This window comes from Pseudomonas sp. ACM7, assembly GCF_004136015.1.
Taxonomy (GTDB): domain Bacteria; phylum Pseudomonadota; class Gammaproteobacteria; order Pseudomonadales; family Pseudomonadaceae; genus Aquipseudomonas; species Aquipseudomonas frigoris.
Window position 1 is genome coordinate 2,291,152 of the sequence record NZ_CP024866.1, and the last position, 15,384, is coordinate 2,306,535.

Genomic DNA, 15,384 nt, shown 5'->3' on the forward strand with positions numbered 1-15,384 from the left:
CATCAATGTCGACTGACACACCGCTTTCGCGAGCAAGCCCGCTCCCACAGGGGTTTTGCGTTAGTGGAACAGTACTGCGGTTTTCTGCAGGGTCACCCAAACACCCCACGCCAACGGAATACCCACCACCAGCCACGCAGCCACTGCCAAAGGCTTGGTGCCCGCATTCGCTTTCCACTCCAATACGGTGCTGCTGTCAGCCCCCTTGTCGTGGCCCAGCGCCTGTTCGGCAGCCAGCTCAGCGTCGGTCATGAAGTACTTGTCAGCCACCGGACGCACCAGCAGGTTGCAGATGAAACCCAGCACCAGCAGGCCCGCAAGGATGTACAGGGTGATGTCGTAAGCCGCGGCGCGTTCAACGCCGATGCTCAACTGATACTCACGCAGGTAGTTCACCAACACCGGACCCAACACACCCGCCGCCGCCCAGGCAGTCAGCAGACGACCGTGGATCGCGCCGACCATTTGCGTACCGAACAGGTCCGCGAGATACGCAGGGACAGTCGCAAAACCACCGCCGTACATCGACAGGATGATGCAGAAGGCCGCTACGAACAGCGCAACGTTGCCCAGGTGACCGAGGTTCGGGATCAACGCGTACAGCGCGAAACCGAGGGCGAAGAACACGAAATAGGTGTTTTTGCGGCCCAGGTAATCCGAGAACGAGGCCCAGAAGAACCGGCCACCGATGTTGAACAGACTCAGCAAACCAGTAAATCCGGCAGCAATCGCAGCGATCGAGGCCAGTTGCCCAGCGTCCAGTTGACCAAACGTCTGGTCAGTGCCCAGCAATTTACCGGCGAATACTTCCTGCAACAGCGGCGAAGCCATGCCGAGGATGCCGATACCCGCCGAAACGTTCAGGCACAGCACCAGCCACACCAGACGGAATTGCGGGGTTTTCCACGCCACGTTCACGTGGACGTGACGGTGGGTGATCATCGCGTTGGAAGCTTTCTTCGCCGGAGCCGTCCAGCCTTCAGGCTTCCAGCCGGTTGGCGGAACGCGGTAGGACAGTGCGCCACCGATCATGAACACGAAGTAGATCGCGGCCATCACCAGGAAGCTCTGCCATACGCCGACGCTGGTTGGCGAAGCGAAGTGACCCATCAGCGCTGCGGCCAGCGGAGCACCGACCATCGCGCCACCGCCGAAACCCATGATCGCCATGCCGGTCGCCATGCCGCGCTTGTCCGGGAACCACTTGATCAGGGTCGAGACCGGCGAGATGTAACCCAGGCCCAGGCCGATACCGCCGATGACCCCGGAGCCGATCCACATCAGCCATATCTGGTGGGTATAGACCCCCAGCGCTGAAATCAGCAGACCGCCACACCAACACAGTGCCGACACAACGCCAGCCTTACGTGGCCCGGCGTGTTCCAGCCAGCCGCCCCAGATGGCGGCCGAGCAACCGAGGAAGATGAAGAACAGGGTGTAGATCCAGCCGAGCATCGAGATCGGCCAGTCACATTGGGACGAGAAGACTTGCGAGATGAAGCTCATGTCCGGCGCGCAGGTCACTGCCTTGGTCACGCCCAGGGCTTTGGACAGTGGCAACCAGAACACCGAAAAGCCGTAGGCCATGCCGATGCACAGGTGGATGGCCAGAGCGGCCGGTGGTACCAGCCAACGGTTGAAACCGGGCTTGGCGATGATGCGTTCCTTGGACAGGAACGCGGGCTGGTCGGCTTTGAGGCCGTCCGCCGTGATGCTCGTGGTCATGGTGTATCCCCCAATTATTAGAATGGTTCGTCAGCGCTCCTCACCCCCAGCCTTTATGCGCACGCATGACTGTTTTTGAGGTGAAGTTCCATTTTGGTGCGATATCACGTCGCAGAAGGACGGACGAACCGGCAAAGGTTACCATCTGTACGTGACAGAAAAATCAAAGTGACATCACCTTTTGTATGTCATCAGTTCTCGTACCTGAAGGAGCCCTCATGCCGATCATTGTCGAGCCGCTAAACGAAGCCACTTATCAGGATCAGCAAGATCTGCAGAAGATCTACCGCGATGCGCCGGACTGGCTGTTTGCCCCGTTTGCCGGAGATTTGCAGTTGATCGAAAGCTGCCTGCTGGACGGTTCGCTGATCGCCGGCCGCTTCAACGATAGGCTTTTGGGCGCGGCACGCCTGCAACGGCACTCGGATGCCTGGCGTCTGTCCCAACTATGTATACGAAAAATCACCCGTCGTCGTGGCGTGGCCGAGCGCCTGGTGAATGAAGCGCAGAAAATGGCGTCGCAATCGGGCGCGACATTGCGCTTGCTGGCGCCTGCCGGGCATCTGGAGGCGCAAGCGCTGGCGGCCAAACTGAAAATACCGCTGGATGTATTGCCGACGTGATCGCTGACCGGTCGTCCGCTACGGAGCGCTATACTCCCCGGCTAAATTTCGAATTCGACTAACTACAAGGACTCGCCCATGAAAGCGTTCGGCAAAATCCTGGGTCTGGTACTTCTCGGGCTGTTGCTGATCATTGTGGCGCTGGGCTTTGCCCTGACCCACCTCTTTGATCCCAACGACTATAAAGACGAGATTCGCCAGATAGCCCGCGACAAGGCCCACATCGAGCTGACGCTCAATGGCGATATCGGTTGGAGCCTGTTCCCGTGGCTGGGCCTGGAATTGCACGAAGCCACCGTCGCGACCCTGGCCAAACCCACCGAGCCGTTCGCTGACTTGCAGATGCTTGGCTTGTCGGTCCGTGTGCTGCCGCTGCTGCGCCGTGAAGTGCAGATGAGCGATGTGCGCGTCGAAGGCCTGAACCTGCGCCTGACCCGCGACAAGGACGGTCACGGCAACTGGCAAGACATCGGCAAGGTACCGGCGCCGGCCACTCCGCCCGCGACCACTGGCGAACCAGCGACCGAGACCACCGCCCAAGCGGAAAAACCGGCGCAGCCGATTCGCCTGGACATCGACAGCCTGACCGTCAACAACGCCCGCGTTGAATACAGCGACGAAAAAACCGGCAAGCAATTCAGCGCCGAAAGCATCCAGCTGAGTACCGGCCCGGTGCATGACTCCACGAACATCCCGGTCAAGCTCACCGCGTTCCTGGGCACCAACCAGCCGGTCTTGCGTGTCCGTACCGAGCTCAACGGCGAGCTGCGTTTCGAGCGCGCACTGCAGCGCTACAAACTCGAAGACATGAAACTCTCTGGCGAAGTGGCTGGCGATCCGCTGCAAGGCAAAACCATGACCTTCGCCGCCCAGGGCCAGTTACTGCTCGATAAAGCCGCGAACGTCGCCGAATGGACTGGCATCAAGATCTCTGCCAACCAACTGCGCGCATTGGGTGAACTAAAGGTCAACGACCTCGACAAAACCCCGCAAATCAGCGGCGGCCTGTCGATCGCCCAGTTCGATCTGGCGAAATTCGTCGACAGCATCGGCCAGAAGCTTCCGGCGATGGCTGACGGTAGCCTGAGCAAAGTCGAGTTAGTCAGCCGTCTGGCTGGCACGCCGACCAGCGTGGTGCTCGACAACATCAACCTGAAAGTCGATGACAGCACCTTCAGTGGCCGCATCGCCGTCGAGGACTTCGCCAAACAATCGCTGCGGGCGACCCTCAAGGCCGACACCTTCAACGTCGACCGTTACCTGCCGCCAAAATCCGCCGAAGCCAGTAGCGCGACGCAGGTGCGTCAGGCCGAAGTGGCCAGCACCGAAGCCGATGCCTTGGCTGGTCCGGGCAGCACGCCGCTACCGCAAGCACCGACCAAAGACGCGTGGAGCAACGAGCGCCTGCTGCCGGTGGAACGCCTGAGCAAACTCGACGTAGACGCTGACCTGACCTTCGGCCAACTGACCCTCGATAAATTGCCGATCCAGAACGCTGCGCTCAAAGCCACAGGCCAAGGCGGTCTGCTAACACTGGAAAGCCTTCGCGGCGACCTGTACGACGGCAACTTCGACGCCAAAGGTACGCTCGACGTGCACCAACAGGTGCCAGCGCTGAACATGCAGACGAGCATCAGCAAAGTACCGGTGGAAAAAATCCTTGAAAGCCAAGGTAAAAATCCACCGGTCAAAGGTCTGGTGACGCTCAACAGCAACCTGACCGGCAACGGCAACAGCCAGAAAGCGCTGATCGAAACCCTCAACGGCAACGCCAGTTTCGTCATCAACAACGGCGTGCTGCTCAATGCCAACCTCGAACAACAGCTGTGCAAAGGCATCGCCACCCTGAACCGTAAATCCCTTAGCGGCGAACCTCGGGGCAAGGACACACCGTTCCAGGAGCTCAAGGGCAACCTGACCTTCCGTAACGGCGTGGCCAGCAACCCGGACCTGAAAGTGCGCATCCCGGGCATGACCGTCAACGGCGACGGCGATGTCGATCTTCGGGTGTTGGGCATGGACTATCGCGTGGGCGTTATCGTCGAAGGCGACAAGAGCGACATGCCGGACCCTGCCTGCCAGGTCGGCGAGAAGTTCGTCGGCATCGAGTGGCCGCTGCGCTGCCGTGGTCCGCTGGAACTGGGCGCCAAGGCTTGCCGCCTCGATAACGAACGCATGGGCGAGGTCGCGAGCAAACTGGCCGGCGAACGGATCAGCGAAAAAATCGACGAGAAGCTTGGCGACAAGGTCAGCCCTGAACTGAAAAAAGCGTTGAAGGGGCTGTTCAAGCGATGAGAGCCGAGCAGTTTTCATCGGCGGTGCTGGACTGGTACGACCGCCACGGCCGCCACGACTTGCCCTGGCAACAAGGCATCACCCCCTATCGGGTGTGGGTCTCGGAAATCATGTTGCAGCAGACCCAGGTCAGCACCGTGCTGAACTACTTCGACCGCTTCATGGCCTCGCTGCCGACGGTCGAAGCCCTGGCCGCCGCGCCGGAAGACGAAGTTCTGCACCTGTGGACCGGCCTCGGTTACTACACCCGTGCGCGCAATTTGCAGAAGACCGCGAAGATTGTCGTCGAGCAGTACGGTGGCGAGTTTCCCCGCGATGTGGAAAAACTCACGGATCTACCGGGCATCGGCCTGTCCACAGCCGGCGCCATCGCCAGCCTGAGCATGGGCTTGCGGGCGCCGATCCTCGACGGCAACGTCAAACGGGTGCTGGCGCGCTTTACCGCGCAAGAAGGTTATCCGGGCGAGCCAAAGGTCGCCAAACAGCTGTGGGCCAACGCTGAGCGCTTTACGCCGCATGATCGGGTCAACGCCTATACCCAGGCGATGATGGATCTGGGCGCCACACTTTGCACCCGCAGCAAGCCGAGCTGCCTGCTCTGCCCGCTCGAAAAGGGCTGCGAAGCGCACATGCTTGGCCTGGAGACGCGCTACCCGATCCCCAAACCGCGTAAAACCGTGCCACAGAAACGCACGCTGATGCCGATGCTCGCCAACGGCGACGGCGCGATTCTGCTTTACCGGCGCCCTTCCACGGGCTTGTGGGGCGGTCTATGGAGCCTGCCGGAACTCGATGACCTCGACGACCTGCAACATCTGGCTTCGCAGCATTCGCTGGAGCTTGGCAGCCAACAGGCGCTGCCGAGCCTGGTACACACCTTCAGTCATTTTCAGTTGTCCATCGAACCCTGGCTGGTTCAGGTCCAGGAGGCCGGCAATCACGTGGCCGAGGCCGACTGGCTCTGGTATAACCTCGCCACCCCGCCGCGCCTGGGCCTTGCCGCCCCGGTCAAAACCTTGCTCGAACGCGCGGCCGCCGTATTGAACGCAGGAGAGTCGTCATGACCCGCACCATCATGTGCCGCAAGTACAAAGAAGAATTGCCCGCCCTGGAGCGCGCTCCATTTCCAGGCGCAAAAGGTCAGGACATTTTTGACCACGTCTCGGCCAAAGCCTGGGCAGACTGGCAAAAGCACCAGACCCTGCTGATCAACGAAAAACGCCTGAACATGATGAACGCCGAAGACCGCAAATATCTTCAGGGCGAGATGGACAAGTTCTTTTCCGGCGAGGAATACGCCAAGGCTGACGGCTACGTTCCGCCGGCTGAATAATCCCGCTTTTTCGAGGGTCGGAACGTAAGCGACGGTAATAATTAAAATTTTTTTGAAAACTTTCTTGACGACCCCCTGAAAAACCAGTTTAATGCGCCCCGTTGCCCAGATAGCTCAGTCGGTAGAGCAGGGGATTGAAAATCCCCGTGTCGGCGGTTCGATTCCGTCTCTGGGCACCAAATACCGAAAACCCTGAATCGCAAGATTCAGGGTTTTTTTATGTCTGGGATTTGATGAGGCACTGTTCCAGCCACTATCGAAGCGCCGGACGAAGCATCAATTCCCCACCCCCTGTCGACGCAAGCACGCGCCTGTAACGCTTGCCGAGGCCGAGTCCCGACAAGCGTCAGGCATTGGTGATCGGCCCTTCTTGATAGTCTCTCGGGCCTGTCGGAACGCTCCATATGCTTTAGCGGAAATGGATGACATACGCTGATCATCGGATTGGGCAGAATCGGAACAGGAGCTGCCGCATAACCGGGAGCAGATACACAACAGGGATGTAGACAATGATTGACGCTATTAAACCGGACGTCGAAACCGCTGAGCTTACTGAACAAGAAATCAGGACTTTCAGCTTTGATACTCGGCAGTCAACATTGCTTCACAAATTCGCCGAAGAACTGGCCGCCATCGGCGGGCCACAGGCATCAGGAGCCAAGTCCAAAGCCTCTCTGGCAACCACCGAATTAAAGTCCTCGTTTTCGAAAGACCAATGCGAACTGCTGGGTGCCTACTCCGACGGTCTTGTTTCCGTGTTGATCTTTGAAGGCCTGCAAAAAATCACCGATGTCAGCCCTCCAAATGAACTGCCAGACCTGACATCCCTGGAAAATCGATACGACGTCCTTTGCCTGGCCGCCCGTAATCAGATCTTGTTGAAACTGGTGGATAACAGTGCCTTTGCCTATGACATGGACAACGAAGGAAAACTGGTTCGATTGGTGGCCAACTTCAAGGGTGGCGGGCTCATCAAAATCAATGCCGAGACGGAAATCAAAGAACTGAGTTCCCATTCCGGCCTCGCACTTGGTCCGCATACCGAGGCGCCTTACTGGTGCGCCGTGAACGCGAAAGACGGGCACTCGCCCTCTCCGTCGTCGCTCATACTTTCCGCCTTGTGGAACCCGAGCCTGGAACCTACTCGGATCATTCCACTACCTCCCATACTCGAAAAAATTGGCGTCACCAACTGCCTCGCACTGACCACGGATAACTTCCAGTTCACTCGTAGTGACTCCTTTGTCAGTGGCAAAGGGGAAGATGGCCGCAACGTTTCGATTCTGGAGTTCGACGACAAGGTCGGGTTCGCAGCCCGCTTTAACTCGTATCGCTTTTCGGTCAATGACAACGTCTCGACCTTTGTCAAAACGGCTTACACCGCCCTTTGCCGGGGTGTGGGCGAGGCAACCCCGGTTGAATACACACTGACCCAGGAGTCGGCCATGGCCATCAATAACATCCGGGCTTTGCACTGTCGCGATGTCATCAAAGACAACAGACGAGTCCTGGTTCGCATTTTCGGACTTTCAAAATTTTCTTCCCCTCTCGTTATTTCAGAGGACCCGTTACTGCTGCAGGGCTGATTTTTCAAGTATTCAGGCCGTTGAACGACCCGTCATTTGATGACTGGCCAATAACGATAAAGAGGGAATGTAATGTCTTGGGATGTCATTGGCATGTTGGCGCTCGTCGCTTTTTGCGCCGGTTTTTTTGATGCGATTGCCGGTGGTGGCGGCTTGATCACCTTGCCTGCTTTGTTTCTGGCAGGCTTAGATCCGGTCAGTGCAATTGCAACGAACAAGTTCCAGGCCGCGTCGGCAACTATTTCGGCCACTGCAACCTTTGCACGCAAAGGAATGATCGAGTGGCGCGAGGGCCGTTTCCTGGTTATCTGCGGATTTATTGGCGGCGCCAGTGGTGCCTTGCTGGTCAGCTCAGTGGATAAGCGCTATCTGGAAGTTTGCGTGCCTATTATGCTGATTCTGGTGGCGATCTATTTTGCGCTCTCTCCAAAGCTGGCCAATGAAGATCGACGCAAGAGAATCGGAATTCTGCTTTTTTCGTTTACCGTGGCGCCGATCCTGGGCTTTTACGACGGTATATTTGGCCCCGGTGTAGGCTCTTTCTTTATTGTCGGGTTTGTACTTCTTTGCGGCTTGGGCATGATGCGGGCCATGAGTTTTACCAAACTTGCCAACGCCTCATGCAACCTGGGTTCTCTGTCGGTCTTCATTACCAAAGGTGTGATTATCTGGCCGATTGCCATAGCCATGGCTTTGGCGGCCTTTATCGGCGCTCAACTGGGCGCACGGGCTGCTGTTCGGGTCGGACCACGGTTGATTAAACCCATGTTGATCGTTGTCTGCTGCGCATTGGCCATCAAGCTGCTAAGCGTAGAAACCAATCCTTTGCGCGTCGCGGTCCTCAATTCATTAGCTTCGTTATGATTACCGGTGCGGCGCCGACCAGTTCTTGCTTTCAACTTTGATCGCAGCCGACCCGCCCTGCGCATTACTTTTTATAGACTTTAGAGGGCTATCAACTTGAAGGTCGCGCGCTGTCAAATCCCCGTGCCGGTGGTTCGATTTCGTCTCTGGAACCAAATACCGAAAACCCTGAATCTCAAGATTCAGGTTTTTTTATGACTGCAATTTGATCAGGCGCTTTTTCTCTGCCTTGCTCGCGACACTTCTCTCTCGCCCATCCTTAGCTATTCGTCACCATTCCAATGGAAGACCAGATTGCGAGCAGTGCCGCTTCCGACATCGGTTGTTTCACGTCGCTCCTCACCATTGCGGGTCGCGACAACGGTGTACTTGCCAGCAGGCAGCTGAACGTAAACCAACGGGCCAGCCTGGCTGAGCGTCAGCACGGTCTGCCCCGGGGTTTTCTGCACAACCACATCAACATCTGGAACGTACTTGTTCTCCGGCCCTATGGAGAATGTCATGTGCAGGTTGTAGCCCGTGGCTTGCTGAATGGCCTTCGACTCATCCTCGCCAATCCCCCCGGACAGGTAACTAATCCCGCCTTGCTGTTGCGGCTGGACTTGCACGCCCGAGCTGTCGACGGGCTCAAGGCTGGCAGCGCTCAACATGACGGGAAACATCAATACGCCGACAGCGGCGATGGGCAACAGGAGTGAATGGAGGTACTTCATGGTGGCGGCTCCCGGGCTCCGCAGAACCCAATCGTTTCCCCTGTTAGATTTCCTGCTGATTGGCCAAGTTTTAGATTAATTAGTACTTGGGTTCACTGCGAATCGGCCTACACGTTGTATTCCTCAAGCGCGGATTGCCGTCGGCGTGATCCCGCAAAACCAGTCGGATTTTCCTTCCGGTTTACCAGCCGCGCCCGGCATCGCTGACCAACCTCCCCCTGCAATCCTCTTCTGCCTGTTCATCCAGCAGCGGAAGACCTCATGAGCGCACTCAAGCCCGATAACACCCAAGACCCACAACTCACCTCACTGCTTGGCAATCTTGGCGAACTGATCCGTCAGGCGCGGCAGAAGGTGCTACGTGCGGTCGATACCGTCCAGGTGCAAACCTGCTGGCAGATCGGGCGGCATATTGTGGAGTTCGAGCAGGAGGGGGCCCGGCGAGCGGGTTATGGCAAGCAGTTGCTGTCGACGCTGGCGAAAAGGCTTACAGCAGAGTTCGGAAAGGGCTTTGACGAACGCAATCTGCGACACATGCGTGATTTTTATCAGACCTTTCCAATTTGGAACGCAGTGCGTTCCGAATTGAGCTGGACCCACTATCGCAGGCTGCTGCGCGTCGATAACGACCACGCTCGCCATTGGTACATGAACGAATCAGCCCTGCAGAACTGGTCAAGTCGCGCCCTCGAGCGCCAGATCAATACCCTCTATTACGAACGCTTGCTGGCGAGCCGCGACCGGGCTGCCGTCAAACAGGAAGCCGCCACCAACATCCAGCAAATGAACGCCAGCCCTCGGGATTTCATCCGGGACCCAGTGCTACTGGAGTTTCTCGGCCTGCCCAATGCAGGCTTGATCCAGGAAAGTGAACTTGAACAAGCATTGATCAATCAACTCCAGGGCTTCCTGCTCGAATTGGGCAAAGGCTTCGCCTTCATCGCTCGCCAGCAACGCATCAGTACCGAAAGCAAAGACTTCTACATCGATCTGGTGTTCTACAACTACCTGCTCAAGTGCTTCGTCATCTTCGACCTCAAGCGCGGCGTACTGACCCACCAGGATGTCGGCCAGATGGACATGTACGTGCGCATTTACGACGACCTCAAGCGCGGACCGGCGGATGGCCCCACCGTCGGCCTCATTCTCTGCGCGCAAAAAGATGAATCGGTGGTGCGCTATTCAGTACTGCAAGGCAACGAACAACTGTTCGCCAGTACATACAGACTGATACTGCCGAGCGAGGAGGAACTTCGCACAGAACTGGATCGGGAGTGGGCGGTGCTTGAGGAGCGGTTACTCAAGCAAAGGCCCGATAAGCACGGGTGGATTGTTCATAAACGGCGTGAAGACTATGGTGACTGGCTAACCGCAAAGGTTCAAAGCCGATGAATTTACAGGACATGCCCTCACTGGCCCCGACGCAACTTGAATTGCCGTTACCCACCGGCACACCTGGTGACTCTTTCAAGGAACCCGCCGCCGACGGTTTCATCCTTGGCGGCTTCACCTGGCGGCATGCGCATCAAGACTCGACCCGTCCTGTGGTGATCATTAACGCCGCCACCTCAGTCCGCTGTCGCCACTACTCGCGCTTCGCCGATTACCTGTTCGCCAACGGCTTCGACGTGATCACTTACGACTACCGTGGCATCGGCGAATCACGGCCGGCGTCGCTGAAAGGGCTTCGGGCTTCATGGTCAGATTGGGGCACGCTGGACTTTGAGGCGATGCTCAAGCGCGCTCAACGTGAATTTCCCGGGCAACCCATCGACGTCGTCGGTCACAGCTTTGGAGGCTGTGCAGCGGGCCTGGGAGCTTCCGGGCATATAATTCGACGTCTGGTGACCGTCGGTGCGCAATTCGCTTACTGGCGCGATTACGCGCCCTCCCATCGCTGGCGGATGTTCGGCAAGTGGCATCTGGTGATGCCGTTGATGACATTGCTTTGCGGCTACTTCCCCGGCAAACGTCTCGGCTGGCTAGAGGACACCCCCGCCGGCGTGGTTCGCGACTGGAGCATGCCCACCGCGCACTACGAGAAACGCCCCAGCGGTCGCGTCCTTCACGCAAAAACCGGGCGACTGCCCTTCTCATCCGTCACCGCACAAAACCTGGCCATCAGCCTCAGCGACGATCCTTACGGCACGATTCCGGCCATCGAACGGCTGCTCGGTTACTTCACCAACAGCACGAACGCCCACTTGCGAATCGCCCCCGAAGACATCGGCGAAAAAGAAGTCGGACATTTCGCCTTTTTTCGTAGCGCATACCAAGCCACACTATGGCCCATTGCACTGTCCTGGCTGCAGACCGGCGAACTGACCCCCAACACACCCGGGCGGCTAGTGCCACGCAACTGACTGATGCGCCCACTCAACGGAATACGGAACGACGCCCATGGCATCCGCCAACAAGCAGAACAAACGCGCCACACGCGCCAAAGCCAAGGCCAAGCAGAACCGCACCCAACGGGCCGCCGCGCCGGTCGAGCTGGACCCGAACGATGATCGTATCGACTTCGAATCGGTGGATTTGACCGAGCTGTTCAAAGAGATGATCGACGCGCAAAAGATCAGCCAACAAGCTATGTGCGCGGCCTTTCTTGAACACCCGCTGCTCGCGTTGGTGCTGGAGCAGGAAGGCGAAGAAACAGCGACAGACTTCATCATCGCTGCGCTGATCGAATACCGCCAATGGTCCACCGAAGCGGACGAAGCCAGTGCCCTGGCCTGGATCGAATCCCCGGCCTTCCAGATTGATTACGTGGCAGCTTCCGAAGCTATCGCGGCCCAAAACCAACAGAAACCGAACTGAGTTCCCATGGCCTCCCTGAACAAGCAACAGAAACGCGCCAAACGCGCCAAGATCAAAGCCAAGCAAATCAATATTCACGGCAGAAAACCCGCCGCACTGGACGATGATCTGGGGGAAATCGGCGAGCCGATCCCGGAATACACCCTGGCGATGTTCAGCAAAATGCGCGACGCAGAAGCCACCAGCCGTAACGATATGCTGCTGTCCCTGCTGTCGAACCTCGCCGACATCATCAGCGACCATCCAGAACTGCTGGACATGGAAAACGCCGACAACGAAGCCATGGCCGCCACTCACCTGGCCGCCGACATGCTGATCGACTACCGCATGTGGGCCGACGGCATGGACCGCGACACCGCCCAGGCCTGGCTGACAGATCCGCAGTTCATCACCGACTTTGGCACGGCGCTCGACAGCTATCGCGAGTCGCTGGATGCGCTGGAAGAAAAGGCTGAGTAAACACCGGTCAAGCCATAACGCAATCTGTAGCAGCTGGCGAAGCCTGCGTTCGGCTGCGAAGCAGTCGTAAAACCTGCGCACGAGGTAATTCTGAAGGACCGCATTGTCTGACTTCACGACTGCTTCGCAGCCGAACGCAGGCTTCGCCAGCTGCTACATGGTGTGCGCTACCAGGAAGAAACAAAAACGGCCGCTTGTCATCACTGACAGCGGCCGTTTTGCGTTATGCGGTACGAATCAGCTCAGCACCACCGCACCCATCTTCTGCAGCTTGCGACGGCGAGCCACAAACAAACCGGCAGCCACCACCAGCAAACTCAGCAGACCGGTCGCGAGGATCTCCACGCGATGCGCTTCCTGGAAAAGCATGATGGTCAGGGCCGCAACGATGAATATGATCACCGCGTAGGTCAGGGCCGGGAACAGCCACATGCTAAAAGCGATTTTCTCGCCACGTGCCATACGCTGCTTGCGCATACGCAGTTGCGAAATCGCGATCACCAAGTACACCAGCAGAGCGATAGCGCCGGAGCTGGCCAGCAGGAACTCGAACACGGCGGCCGGGGCCACGTAGTTGGCGAAAACCGCGATGAACGCAGCACCGGTGGACAACATGACGGCCCAGTACGGCGTGCCGCTCTTGTTGGTGCGCTGGGAAACGGCCGGTGCATCACCGCGCTTGCCCAGGGAGAACATCATGCGCGATGCAGTGTAGAGCGCCGAGTTCAGGCAGCTGGTCACAGCAACCAGCACCACGATGTCGACGATCAGCTTGGCATTCGGGATGCCCATGCGTTCCAGTACAGTCTGGTAGGAACCGACGCTGGCCAGAATCGGGTCGTTCCATGGCACCAGGGCCACAACAATGAAGATCGACACGAGGTAGAACAAGCCAATCCGCCAGATCACCGAGTTGGTGGCCTTGGAGATTTGCTGGCCAGGGTTCTTCGATTCCGCGGCCGCAATGGTCACGATCTCAGTGCCCATGAAGGAAAACATGGTGGTCAGGATCGCGCCCAGCACTGCGCCCATGCCGTTTGGCAGGAAGCCTTGGGTGTCGAACAGATGCGAAACGCCGCTGACCTGGCTGTTCGGCAGGAAGCCGAAGATCGCCAGAATGCCGAGGCCAATGAAACCGATGATCGCCACGACTTTGACCAGGGCGAACCAGAATTCGAATTCACCGTAGTTCTTCACGCTGAACAGGTTTGTCACCGTCAGCAGCAAAGTGATGATCAACGTGAAGGCCCAGATCGCCACATTCGGGAACCAGGCGTGCAGGATGGTCGCGGCGGCGTTGGCTTCCAGCGGAATCACCAACACCCAGAACCACCAGTAGAGCCAGCCGATGGTGAAACCGGCCCAGTGACCGATCGCGCGATCGGCATACGTCGAGAAGGAGCCTGTGTCCGGCGAAGCCACAGCCATTTCGCCGAGCATGCGCATCACCAGCACCACCAGCATACCGGCGGCGGCGTAGGCCAACAGCACGGCCGGGCCTGCGGCTGCGATGGCGTGACCCGAGCCTACGAACAAGCCGGCGCCGATTACCCCGGCAATCGACAGCATGGTCACATGACGCGGTTTGAGCCCCTGTTCGAGGCCATTGGAGCTTGGGGTACTGCTCATTGAAACTACCTTTGTAAGGAAAAGCGAATGCGTGCATCCCGCCTGAATTCTTTCTCGTAAAAAGAAACCAACGGGGCGTTCTGGATTCTGTACGCAATAATTGCGCCAAAATGTTTCAAAGCCGTCTACCACGGCGATCTCATCCAGACCGGACAGTCATCGCAACCCATTGAAATTAATGGCACTTTGCCAGAGCGTTACCCTGCGACTCACTTTGAGAACGAATTCGCACACCGAAAACACACCCGGAAAATGCCCGACGCACAATAAAAGTGCAGATCAGGAACGTTTGGCCGGTTAGCGCTTCCAACCCCCCGCCAAAGCTGGCAACATCGCGCCCTTTTTTGGAACAGCCCCAGCCTTTTTATCGACAGGCAGGGTTCAAACGGCTGTTCGGTTGATAGCAGCGCGACAGTCTGCTGTGCCGATGCGACAACCTGCCACAGGCAACCCGTTTACCGCCCGTAGCGCTGTTGGCTGCCATTCAGACGCTATGCTAGCTTGGCCGCCTCGCCAGGAAGGCCGCCAATAGCAGGAGCGAAATACTTATGAGGAACGCACATGGCTGAGGCCACGCCCGCGCTTGAAATCCGCAACTTGCACAAACGCTACGGACAGCTTGAGGTGCTCAAAGGCATCTCGCTGACCGCCCGCGACGGCGACGTGATCTCGATCCTGGGTTCTTCCGGTTCCGGCAAGTCCACCTTCCTTCGTTGCATCAACCTGTTGGAAAACCCTCATCAGGGCCAGATCCTGGTGGCCGGCGAAGAACTCAAGCTCAAAGCCGCCAAGAACGGCGAACTGGTCGCAGCCGATGGCAAGCAGATCAATCGCCTGCGCAGCGAGATCGGTTTTGTGTTTCAAAACTTTAATCTCTGGCCGCACATGAGCGTGCTCGACAACATCATCGAAGCGCCGCGCCGCGTACTCGGTCAGAGCAAAGCCGAAGCCATCGAAGTCGCCGAAGCCTTGCTGGCCAAGGTCGGCATTGCTGACAAGCGCCACGCCTACCCCGCGCAACTCTCCGGCGGTCAGCAACAACGCGCGGCCATTGCCCGCACGTTGGCGATGCAACCCAAGGTGATCCTGTTCGACGAGCCAACCTCCGCCCTTGACCCGGAAATGGTCCAGGAAGTACTTAATGTCATCCGCGCATTGGCCGAAGAAGGCCGCACCATGCTGCTGGTCACCCACGAAATGGGCTTCGCCCGTCAGGTGTCCAGCGAGGTGGTGTTCCTCCACCAGGGCCTGGTAGAAGAGCAAGGATCGCCACAGCAGGTGTTCGAAAACCCGCTTTCGGCGCGCTGCAAACAATTCATGTCCAGCAACCGCTAACGGAG

The 15,384-nt window shown here is 58.0% G+C and carries 13 protein-coding genes, 1 tRNA gene and 1 pseudogene; 12 read left to right on the forward strand and 3 right to left on the reverse strand.

Features of this window, described 5'->3' with window-relative positions; translation table 11 throughout:
- Window positions 1–60: 60 nt before the first annotated feature.
- Window positions 61–1,725, reverse strand: coding sequence for an OFA family MFS transporter (locus CUN63_RS10745; protein ID WP_129439276.1), 1,665 nt, complete (start codon window positions 1,723–1,725; stop codon window positions 61–63).
- A gap of 218 nt (window positions 1,726–1,943) precedes the next feature.
- Between CUN63_RS10745 and CUN63_RS10750 the strand changes: the two genes are divergently transcribed.
- The 7 genes from CUN63_RS10750 to CUN63_RS10780 all read left to right on the forward strand — a co-directional run bounded on the left by CUN63_RS10750 (window position 1,944) and on the right by CUN63_RS10780 (window position 8,426).
- Entirely contained in the window at window positions 1,944–2,348 is a 405-nt protein-coding gene (locus tag CUN63_RS10750; protein WP_129439278.1) for an acetyl-CoA sensor PanZ family protein, read from the forward strand.
- Between the two features lie 78 nt (window positions 2,349–2,426).
- The gene (locus tag CUN63_RS10755) at window positions 2,427–4,643 is read left to right on the forward strand and encodes an AsmA family protein (RefSeq protein ID WP_129439280.1); all 2,217 of its coding nucleotides are present in this window, start codon (window positions 2,427–2,429) and stop codon (window positions 4,641–4,643) included.
- Entirely contained in the window at window positions 4,640–5,707 is a 1,068-nt protein-coding gene (mutY, locus tag CUN63_RS10760) for an A/G-specific adenine glycosylase (protein ID WP_129439282.1), read from the forward strand. The genes CUN63_RS10755 and mutY overlap by 4 nt, the downstream gene beginning before the upstream one ends.
- Complete coding sequence (locus CUN63_RS10765) at window positions 5,704–5,976, forward strand: oxidative damage protection protein (RefSeq protein ID WP_008149405.1); 273 nt, start codon at window positions 5,704–5,706, stop codon at window positions 5,974–5,976. Before mutY ends, CUN63_RS10765 begins: the two co-directional genes overlap by 4 nt.
- 103 nt (window positions 5,977–6,079) lie before the next feature.
- Window positions 6,080–6,155, forward strand: a tRNA-Phe gene (locus CUN63_RS10770).
- Window positions 6,156–6,485: 330 nt separating this feature from the next.
- Window positions 6,486–7,562: a hypothetical protein gene (locus tag CUN63_RS10775; RefSeq protein ID WP_129439284.1), complete on the forward strand. Its 1,077-nt coding sequence runs from the start codon at window positions 6,486–6,488 to the stop codon at window positions 7,560–7,562.
- Window positions 7,563–7,634: 72 nt separating this feature from the next.
- On the forward strand, window positions 7,635–8,426 hold the full coding sequence (locus CUN63_RS10780; RefSeq protein ID WP_129439286.1) for a TSUP family transporter: 792 nt from the start codon (window positions 7,635–7,637) through the stop codon (window positions 8,424–8,426).
- Window positions 8,427–8,689: 263 nt separating this feature from the next.
- On the opposite strand, the gene CUN63_RS10785 is transcribed toward CUN63_RS10780, so the two are convergent.
- The gene (locus tag CUN63_RS10785) at window positions 8,690–9,139 is read right to left on the reverse strand and encodes a carboxypeptidase regulatory-like domain-containing protein (RefSeq protein WP_129439288.1); all 450 of its coding nucleotides are present in this window, start codon (window positions 9,137–9,139) and stop codon (window positions 8,690–8,692) included.
- Window positions 9,140–9,400: 261 nt separating this feature from the next.
- On the opposite strand from CUN63_RS10785, the pseudogene CUN63_RS10790 reads away from it, so the two are divergent.
- The 4 genes and pseudogenes from CUN63_RS10790 to CUN63_RS10805 all read left to right on the forward strand — a co-directional run.
- Window positions 9,401–10,447, forward strand: a pseudogene (locus tag CUN63_RS10790) (YhcG family protein); the annotation flags it as partial.
- A gap of 80 nt (window positions 10,448–10,527) precedes the next feature.
- Complete coding sequence (locus CUN63_RS10795; protein ID WP_129439290.1) at window positions 10,528–11,502, forward strand: alpha/beta fold hydrolase; 975 nt, start codon at window positions 10,528–10,530, stop codon at window positions 11,500–11,502.
- A gap of 37 nt (window positions 11,503–11,539) precedes the next feature.
- Window positions 11,540–11,956 (forward strand): hypothetical protein, encoded by a 417-nt coding sequence (locus CUN63_RS10800; RefSeq protein ID WP_046045549.1) that lies wholly within the window; start codon window positions 11,540–11,542, stop codon window positions 11,954–11,956.
- A 6-nt stretch (window positions 11,957–11,962) separates the two neighbouring features.
- The gene (locus CUN63_RS10805) at window positions 11,963–12,415 is read left to right on the forward strand and encodes a hypothetical protein (protein ID WP_129439292.1); all 453 of its coding nucleotides are present in this window, start codon (window positions 11,963–11,965) and stop codon (window positions 12,413–12,415) included.
- Window positions 12,416–12,652: 237 nt separating this feature from the next.
- On the opposite strand, the gene gabP is transcribed toward CUN63_RS10805, so the two are convergent.
- Complete coding sequence (gabP, locus tag CUN63_RS10810; protein WP_129439294.1) at window positions 12,653–14,044, reverse strand: GABA permease; 1,392 nt, start codon at window positions 14,042–14,044, stop codon at window positions 12,653–12,655.
- A 561-nt stretch (window positions 14,045–14,605) separates the two neighbouring features.
- On the opposite strand from gabP, the gene CUN63_RS10815 reads away from it, so the two are divergent.
- On the forward strand, window positions 14,606–15,379 hold the full coding sequence (locus CUN63_RS10815) for an ABC transporter ATP-binding protein (RefSeq protein ID WP_007897462.1): 774 nt from the start codon (window positions 14,606–14,608) through the stop codon (window positions 15,377–15,379).
- The last annotated feature ends 5 nt before the right edge of the window (window positions 15,380–15,384 follow it).

What these genes read in the sequence shown, in the direction of transcription:
- CUN63_RS10805 (WP_129439292.1), top strand. Translation starts at nt 11,963, where the DNA reads ATGGCCTCCCTGAACAAGCAACAGAAACGCGCCAAACGCGCCAAGATC.
- mutY (WP_129439282.1), top strand. Translation starts at nt 4,640, where the DNA reads ATGAGAGCCGAGCAGTTTTCATCGGCGGTGCTGGACTGGTACGACCGC.
- CUN63_RS10785 (WP_129439288.1), bottom strand. Translation starts at nt 9,139, where the DNA reads ATGAAGTACCTCCATTCACTCCTGTTGCCCATCGCCGCTGTCGGCGTA.
- CUN63_RS10755 (WP_129439280.1), top strand. Translation starts at nt 2,427, where the DNA reads ATGAAAGCGTTCGGCAAAATCCTGGGTCTGGTACTTCTCGGGCTGTTG.
- CUN63_RS10800 (WP_046045549.1), top strand. Translation starts at nt 11,540, where the DNA reads ATGGCATCCGCCAACAAGCAGAACAAACGCGCCACACGCGCCAAAGCC.
- CUN63_RS10780 (WP_129439286.1), top strand. Translation starts at nt 7,635, where the DNA reads ATGTCTTGGGATGTCATTGGCATGTTGGCGCTCGTCGCTTTTTGCGCC.
- CUN63_RS10745 (WP_129439276.1), bottom strand. Translation starts at nt 1,725, where the DNA reads ATGACCACGAGCATCACGGCGGACGGCCTCAAAGCCGACCAGCCCGCG.
- CUN63_RS10750 (WP_129439278.1), top strand. Translation starts at nt 1,944, where the DNA reads ATGCCGATCATTGTCGAGCCGCTAAACGAAGCCACTTATCAGGATCAG.
- CUN63_RS10775 (WP_129439284.1), top strand. Translation starts at nt 6,486, where the DNA reads ATGATTGACGCTATTAAACCGGACGTCGAAACCGCTGAGCTTACTGAA.
- gabP (WP_129439294.1), bottom strand. Translation starts at nt 14,044, where the DNA reads ATGAGCAGTACCCCAAGCTCCAATGGCCTCGAACAGGGGCTCAAACCG.
- CUN63_RS10795 (WP_129439290.1), top strand. Translation starts at nt 10,528, where the DNA reads ATGAATTTACAGGACATGCCCTCACTGGCCCCGACGCAACTTGAATTG.
- CUN63_RS10815 (WP_007897462.1), top strand. Translation starts at nt 14,606, where the DNA reads ATGGCTGAGGCCACGCCCGCGCTTGAAATCCGCAACTTGCACAAACGC.
- CUN63_RS10765 (WP_008149405.1), top strand. Translation starts at nt 5,704, where the DNA reads ATGACCCGCACCATCATGTGCCGCAAGTACAAAGAAGAATTGCCCGCC.